The following is a 6,045-nucleotide window of genomic DNA, read 5'->3' on the forward strand; positions in this document are numbered from 1 at the left end:
GGTGGTGCTGCTCATGGCTGCTCCTCGATCGGGGACACCAACAATCAAGACCGTATCAGATAGTCTCGTGCAGAACTATCTATCCCGGGAGCATCAAAGAACGGCCGGCGACGCGGCGTGTGCCGCGCCCCCGACCGTTGAGCGATGACCGGGTCAGCAGACCGAACCGGACCCCCCGCACGCTCCTCCGCCGGAGAGCCGCCCACCGACCAGGTGTTGGATCGCCCGCAGGAACACCTCACGCTCGGATTCCGGCAGTGCGGCGAGCACGTCCTGCTCCAGCCGTCCGGCGATCTGCTGGGCCTGGTCGAGCACCCGCTCCCCCTGCGCGGTGACCTCGACGAACCGGGCCCGCCGGTCGGTCGGCGAGGGCACGCGCCGGGCCAGCCCGGCCGCCTCCAACTGGTCCAGGGTCACCACCATGGTGGTCTTGTCCACCCCGCACAGCTCGCCGATCTGCCGCTGGGTGAGGCCGCCGGCCCGGGCCCGCAGCAGCACACAGTGACCCCGAGGCGAGATGCCCAGCTCGGCCAGGCCGGCGGCATGCTCCACGCGCAGTGCGTGACTGGCCCAACTGAGCAGGAACATCAGGTCCGACGGGCGACCCGGCGACGGGGAGGTCATCCAACGAGGCTAACAAGATGTTCCGGCACGGGATCGTTGCCCGTGCAGGAAACCAGGGGCCCCGCGAGCGGTCGCGGTGGCCGACAATGGACGCCATGACCGCATCGGCGATGCCGGAGACCCGGACTTCGGACGTGCCGCACCGGACGCCGCCAACCCCGGGTCCCCGGGCCACCGGCCCGTGGCTGGTCGCCGGGGCCGTCACCCTGGTCCTGCTGGCCCTGGCACCCCGCTACGGCTACCACCGCGACGAGCTGTACTTCCTGCTGGCCGGACGCCACCTCGACTGGGGCTACGTCGACCAGGGGCCTCTGGTGCCCGCGTTGGCCCGGTTGGCCGACACGGTGGCGCCGGGCAGCCTGCTCGCCCTGCGTACCCCCTCGGCGCTGATGGCCGGCGGCGCGGTGCTGCTGGTCGCGGCGATCGCCCGGCAGCTCGGCGCCGGGCGGGGCGCACAGACGCTGGCCGCGCTGCTGGGCGGCACATCGGGCATTGTCCTGGCCAGCGGTCACCTGCTCAGCACCACCACCGTCGACCTGCTGGTCTGGCTGGCCGCCGCGCTGTGCACGGCGGTGCTGCTGCGTACCGGGGACAGCCGCTGGGCGCTGGCGGTCGCCGCGGTGCTCGGCGTCGGCATGCTCAACAAGCTGCTGCCCGCGCTGCTGGCCGTGGGGTTGCTGGCCGGGCTGGCGGTCGCCGGGCCACGCCGGCTGCTGCGGGACCGCTGGGTGTTGCTGGCCGCCGGGGTCTTCGTGCTGCTCGCCGCGCCCACCCTGAGCTGGCAGGCGGCGCACGGGTTCCCCCAGTTGTCGGTCGCGGCGGCGATCTCCGATGGCGACAGCTCCTACAGCGGGCGGCTCGACGCGCTGTTCCTCCAGTTCGTGATCATCAGCCCGTTCGTGGTGCCGATCTGGGTTGCCGGCCTCGTGGCGCTGCTGCGCCGGGCCGAGTGGCGGGCCTACCGGGCGCTCGGCTGGGCCTGGCTGGTGGTCGTCGCCATCGTCCTGCTCGCCGGCGGCAAGGGCTACTACGACGCCCCGCTGCTGCTGGTGCTCACCGCCGCCGGTGCGGTGGTCACCGCCGGCTGGCAGGCCCGGGGCCGGCTGCGCCGGGCGCTGCCGGCGGCCGTGGTCGTGCTCACCGCCGCCAGCAACGGCGTGTTGCTGCTGCCCACGCTGCCGGCCGACCGGTTGCCCGACTTCGTCGTGGCGGTCAACTACGACGCCGGCGAGACCATCGGCTGGCCGGCGTTCGCCGACTCGCTCGCCGCCGTGTACCGCGAGTTGCCGGCCGACGAACAGGCCCGGGCCGTCATCCTCACCGGGAACTACGGCGAGGCGGGAGCGGTGGCCCGCTACGGCCCGTCACGCGGACTGCCCGCCGCGTACTCCGGGCACAACAGCATGGCCGACTTCGGCCGGCCGCCCGAGGGCGCCGACGTGGCGATCGCCGTCGGGTGGCAGCGGCCGGACCGGCTGCGGGCCTGGTTCACCGAGGTCACGCTGGCCGGGCGGGTGGACCAACGGGTCGAGCTGGACAACGACGAGAACGGCGGGCCGATCTGGCTGTGCCGTGGATTGCGCCGCCCGTGGGCCGACATCTGGCAGACCGAGGTACGTCACGCCGGGTGACGCAACATCCCGCAGAGCGCGACCGGCCGCTGCCCTGTCCGGCTAAGGTGCTCCCGATGGGTACCCACTCCGCCGCGGTCGAGGCACTCAAGGTCGATCCGGCGACCGCGTCGCTGCGCCGGTCGCTCGAGGTCTACTACGGCGATCCGGGGCGCGACGCGGCGATGGACGACTTCTACTCCCGGTTCGTGCGCCCCGGTGACCTGGTCTTCGACATCGGCTCGCACGTCGGCGACCACATCGGCAGCTTCCGGCGGCTGGGGGCCCGGGTCGTCGCCGTGGAGCCGCAGTCGCTGTGCCTGCGGGCGCTGCGCGCCATCTACGGCGGCGACGACCAGGTCACCCTGGTCGAGGCGGCCTGCGGGGCGCAGCCGGGCCGGGTCGGGTTCCTGGTCAACTCCGCCAACCCGACCGTCTCCACCGCCTCCCCCGACTTCGTGGCGGCGGCGGCCGGGGCCGGCGGCTGGGAGGGCCAGGTGTGGGACGGCCAGATCGAGGTCCCGGTCACCACCGTCGACACGCTGATCGCCGAGTACGGCACTCCGACCTTCGTCAAGATCGACGTGGAGGGCTTCGAGGACGCCGTGCTCGCCGGGCTGAGCCGCCCGCTGCCCGCGCTGTCGTTCGAGTTCACCACGATCGAGCGGTCGGTGGCGCTACGCTGCCTGGACCGGCTGACGACGCTCGGGTTCGGCGGCTTCGACGTGGCGCTCGGCGACCACAAGTCGTTGACCCTCGGGCGCTGGGCGTCCGCCGAGGAGATGGCGACCCGTCTGCTCGCGCTGCCGCACGAGGCCAACTCCGGCGACGTGTACTGCGTCCCGGTCAGCGGGGAGCAGCGACCGTGAGGAGGTGACTGCTGGCGCCCAGCAGGCTCGGTTCGTCCTCGATTCGGCGTAACATCTCCAGCAGCAGGCCGGTCAGGTGTCGGTTGGCCAGGATCTCGGTCAACCTCGGCCCGGTCATCCACAACGGACCCTCCACCGCGACCCGCCGCCGCACGACCAGTCCCGCCTCCGACGCCTCACCCGCCAGTTCGTCTGGGTGGTGGAAGTATGCGCTGGTGAACCACGTCCGGCTGGCGTCGAGGTTGTGGTGCACGCCGTCGACCAGAACTCGGTCGACCAGCGGCCGGAATCGGGGGTCGCTGAAGTAGTCCTTCACGAAACCGTCGAACAGCCACGCGAACCGGCTGATCGTGGCGCCCACCACCACACCGCCGGGGCGTACCACCCGGGCCGCCTCCCGCCACGCCGCGACCCGGTCGTCGCGTGCCAGCAGGTGATAGAGCGGCCCGAGCAGCAGCACGGCGTCGGCGCTGTGGTCGGCGGCGGGCAACGCCCGGGCGTCCCCCAGGGTGGCGGTCACGCCGGCGCGGGCTGCCGCCTCCACCACATGGTCGGGCACCGGATCGACGAGGTGCACCCGGTAGCCGGCCCGTGCCAGCGGCTCGGCGTACACCCCGGTTGCTCCGCCGACGTCGAGCACCGTCGCGGGTGCGGCGGGCAGCACCCGGGCCAGCACGTCCCAGGTACGCAGGAACTCCAACCTGCCCACACCGGCGGTCAGCCGCTCGCGCTCGCCGCCCTGCCGGTAGTACTCCAGGATCTCCGTTCTCAGCTCTTCCTGCCCCATGTCGCCAACAATCGCGATCGAGCCGGCCACCGGGCAACCGAAATCAGACCCGCACGGGGTCGGGTCCGACGCTGAACGGGCGCGTCACACTCGACCTCTACCCTGACGCCGTGGTGTCCCAGATCAACGGCCTGTCCCGACACTTCACCGAGGACACGCTCCGGGCGTACCTGTTGACCCGCGCGACGCGTACCGACAACGGATGCCTCATCGTGCGCGGCTACGGCGGCCGGCGCGGCGTGTACCAGAAGCTCGCGGGCCGGGCATGGGCGCACGTCGCGGCGTACGTGGTTTTCGTCGGCGGCTACGACCCCGCTCTCGAGGTCCACCACGACTGCGGGGCGCCGGACTGCATCGAGCCGACCCACCTGCGCCAGCTCAGCCACGCCGACAACTGCCGCGAACGCACCCAGCGCCCGCAGTGCCGCAACGGGCACGACCGGGAGATCGATCCATCGACGGGCCGCTTCCGGCGGGTCTGCCGAACGTGTAACCGGGAGGCGCAGCAGCGCTGGCGTGAGCGTCAGGCCGCGGAGGTCGCCGAAGCGCGCGCGGCATACGGGCGGATGCCCTCCTGATCCCCATCAGCGGCGGGCTGCCGCCCGAACATCCCGCGGCTACACCAGCGCAAGTGCTTACGCTCCTTAACAGTCATTATGATGCATCCGCGATATGCCCGCTTTGTGGGTATTAATTATCGACTTAGCGTTACCGGTAATCCGATAATGTTCGACGGTGACGTCTGCCGCACCGGTCGATAGGTTGATTGCGTGGGACAGGACGAACGGCTCTTTCACGCCTCGTCGTTCGGCGCGGCGGCGACCGCATACGCCACGCACCGCCCGGACTATGCGCAGGCCGCGGTGCGCTGGGCGATCGAGCCCGCGCCCGGCCCACGGGTGCTCGACCTCGGCGCCGGAACCGGCAAGCTCACCGCCACGCTGGTTGCGGTGGGCGCCGACGTCACCGCGGTCGAGCCTGACCCGGCGATGCTGACCGAGCTGCGCCGTGCACTGCCGGATGTCCGTGCCCTGCCGGGTAGCGCCGAGGCGATACCGCTGCCGGACGCGTCCGTCGATGCCGTGCTGGCCGGCAATGCCATGCACTGGTTCGACATGGCCGTCGCGGGACCCGAGATCGCCGGGGTCCTGGTGCCCGGCGGCATCCTGGCCGGCCTGTGGAACGTCATGGACGACCGGGTCGACTGGGTTGCCGGGCTGGCGCGGGTCAGCGGGAGCGCGGCCATCGGCCCGCGTGACACGCCCACCAGCTGGCGCGCCGAAACGGCCAACATGCACCTTCCGAAGACTGGCGGGGCAGCCCGGTTCGGCTCGCCGGAGCAGGCCGAGTTCCCGCACGGGCAGCGCCGCACCGCCGACTCTCTCGCTGCGACACTTGCCACCAGGGCGGGGATACTGGTCATGCCGGAGCAGGAACAGGAGGCCACGCTCGGCCGGATCCGCGCTTTCCTGGCGAGCAGACCGGAGACTGCGGACGGCGAGTTCACCCTCCCGATGCTGACCTGCGTGCTGCGTGTCCGGCAGCGGTAAGAGGTATTTAGCTGTTCAGCGCAGCGCGGTAGCGCCCTGGCTCGCGGCGAGCTTGTCGCGGAGTTGTTCGACGTCCGGATGCCCGATCTCCGTGAGGATCTCCAAGGCGCGCAGCCAGCAGTCGCAGGCGGCTGGCAGGTCGCCGAGGGCCTGGTGGGTGTCGCCCAGGTGCCCGAGCGCCTCCGCCTCGTTGTATCGATGTCCGAGCTCGCGGCTGATTTCCAGCGCCCGTCGATAGCAGCGGGCCGCCCGCCGGTAGTGACCGAGATGGTGAAGGGCGTAGCCGAGGGTGTCCCAACTGTTCGCCTCGCCGGTCCGGTCGCCGAGCCGGCGTTGCAGGGCGACCGCTCGCTGGCAGTAGCGGATCGCCTGCTGGTGCTCGCCGAGCAGGACATGGTCCCAACCGACCGCGTTGAGCGCCCGGGCCTCTCCCGCCCGGTGTCCGCTGTCGCGGAAGAGCCGCAGCGCCCGCTCGTCGTGGCGCAACGCGGCCGCCTGGTCCCCCTCCTTCTCGCTCGCCCAGCTCAGGGTCAGCAGGGTGTGCGCCTGACCGACCCGGTCGGCGAGCTCGTCCAGCAGCACCAGAGCGCACTCCAGGTGACCAC

The 6,045-nt window shown here is 71.8% G+C and carries 7 protein-coding genes; 4 read left to right on the forward strand and 3 right to left on the reverse strand.

Annotation, left to right across the window (positions count from 1 at the left end):
• Positions 1-153: 153 nt before the first annotated feature.
• On the reverse strand, positions 154-624 hold the full coding sequence (locus tag AB0M52_RS29030) for a MarR family transcriptional regulator (protein WP_363960278.1): 471 nt from the start codon (positions 622-624) through the stop codon (positions 154-156).
• A 95-nt stretch (positions 625-719) separates the two neighbouring features.
• Between AB0M52_RS29030 and AB0M52_RS29035 the strand changes: the two genes are divergently transcribed.
• Together AB0M52_RS29035 and AB0M52_RS29040 are read left to right on the forward strand one after the other, a co-directional pair.
• Positions 720-2,255, forward strand: a complete 1,536-nt coding sequence (locus tag AB0M52_RS29035) for a glycosyltransferase family 39 protein (protein ID WP_363960281.1) — start codon at positions 720-722, stop codon at positions 2,253-2,255.
• Between the two features lie 56 nt (positions 2,256-2,311).
• Positions 2,312-3,103 carry an FkbM family methyltransferase gene (locus AB0M52_RS29040; RefSeq protein WP_363960284.1) on the forward strand — a complete coding sequence of 264 codons (792 nt, stop codon included), beginning with the start codon at positions 2,312-2,314 and terminating at the stop codon, positions 3,101-3,103.
• Here AB0M52_RS29040 and AB0M52_RS29045 read toward each other — a convergent pair.
• Entirely contained in the window at positions 3,081-3,890 is an 810-nt protein-coding gene (locus AB0M52_RS29045) for a class I SAM-dependent methyltransferase (protein WP_363960287.1), read from the reverse strand. The two genes, AB0M52_RS29040 and AB0M52_RS29045, sit on opposite strands and share 23 nt — an antisense overlap.
• 110 nt (positions 3,891-4,000) lie before the next feature.
• Here AB0M52_RS29045 and AB0M52_RS29050 point away from each other — a divergent pair, with 110 nt between their 5' ends.
• Complete coding sequence (locus tag AB0M52_RS29050; RefSeq protein ID WP_363960290.1) at positions 4,001-4,468, forward strand: HNH endonuclease; 468 nt, start codon at positions 4,001-4,003, stop codon at positions 4,466-4,468.
• 192 nt (positions 4,469-4,660) lie between these two features.
• Entirely contained in the window at positions 4,661-5,440 is a 780-nt protein-coding gene (locus AB0M52_RS29055; protein ID WP_363960293.1) for a class I SAM-dependent methyltransferase, read from the forward strand.
• A gap of 15 nt (positions 5,441-5,455) precedes the next feature.
• Here the strand turns inward: AB0M52_RS29055 and AB0M52_RS29060 are convergent.
• Positions 5,456-6,045, reverse strand: a 590-nt coding sequence (locus AB0M52_RS29060; protein WP_363960296.1) for a tetratricopeptide repeat protein, incomplete at its 5' end; no start/stop codon positions are given.

It is taken from the genome of Micromonospora sp. NPDC051296 (genome assembly GCF_040682255.1).
Lineage (GTDB): Bacteria > Actinomycetota > Actinomycetes > Mycobacteriales > Micromonosporaceae > Micromonospora > Micromonospora craterilacus.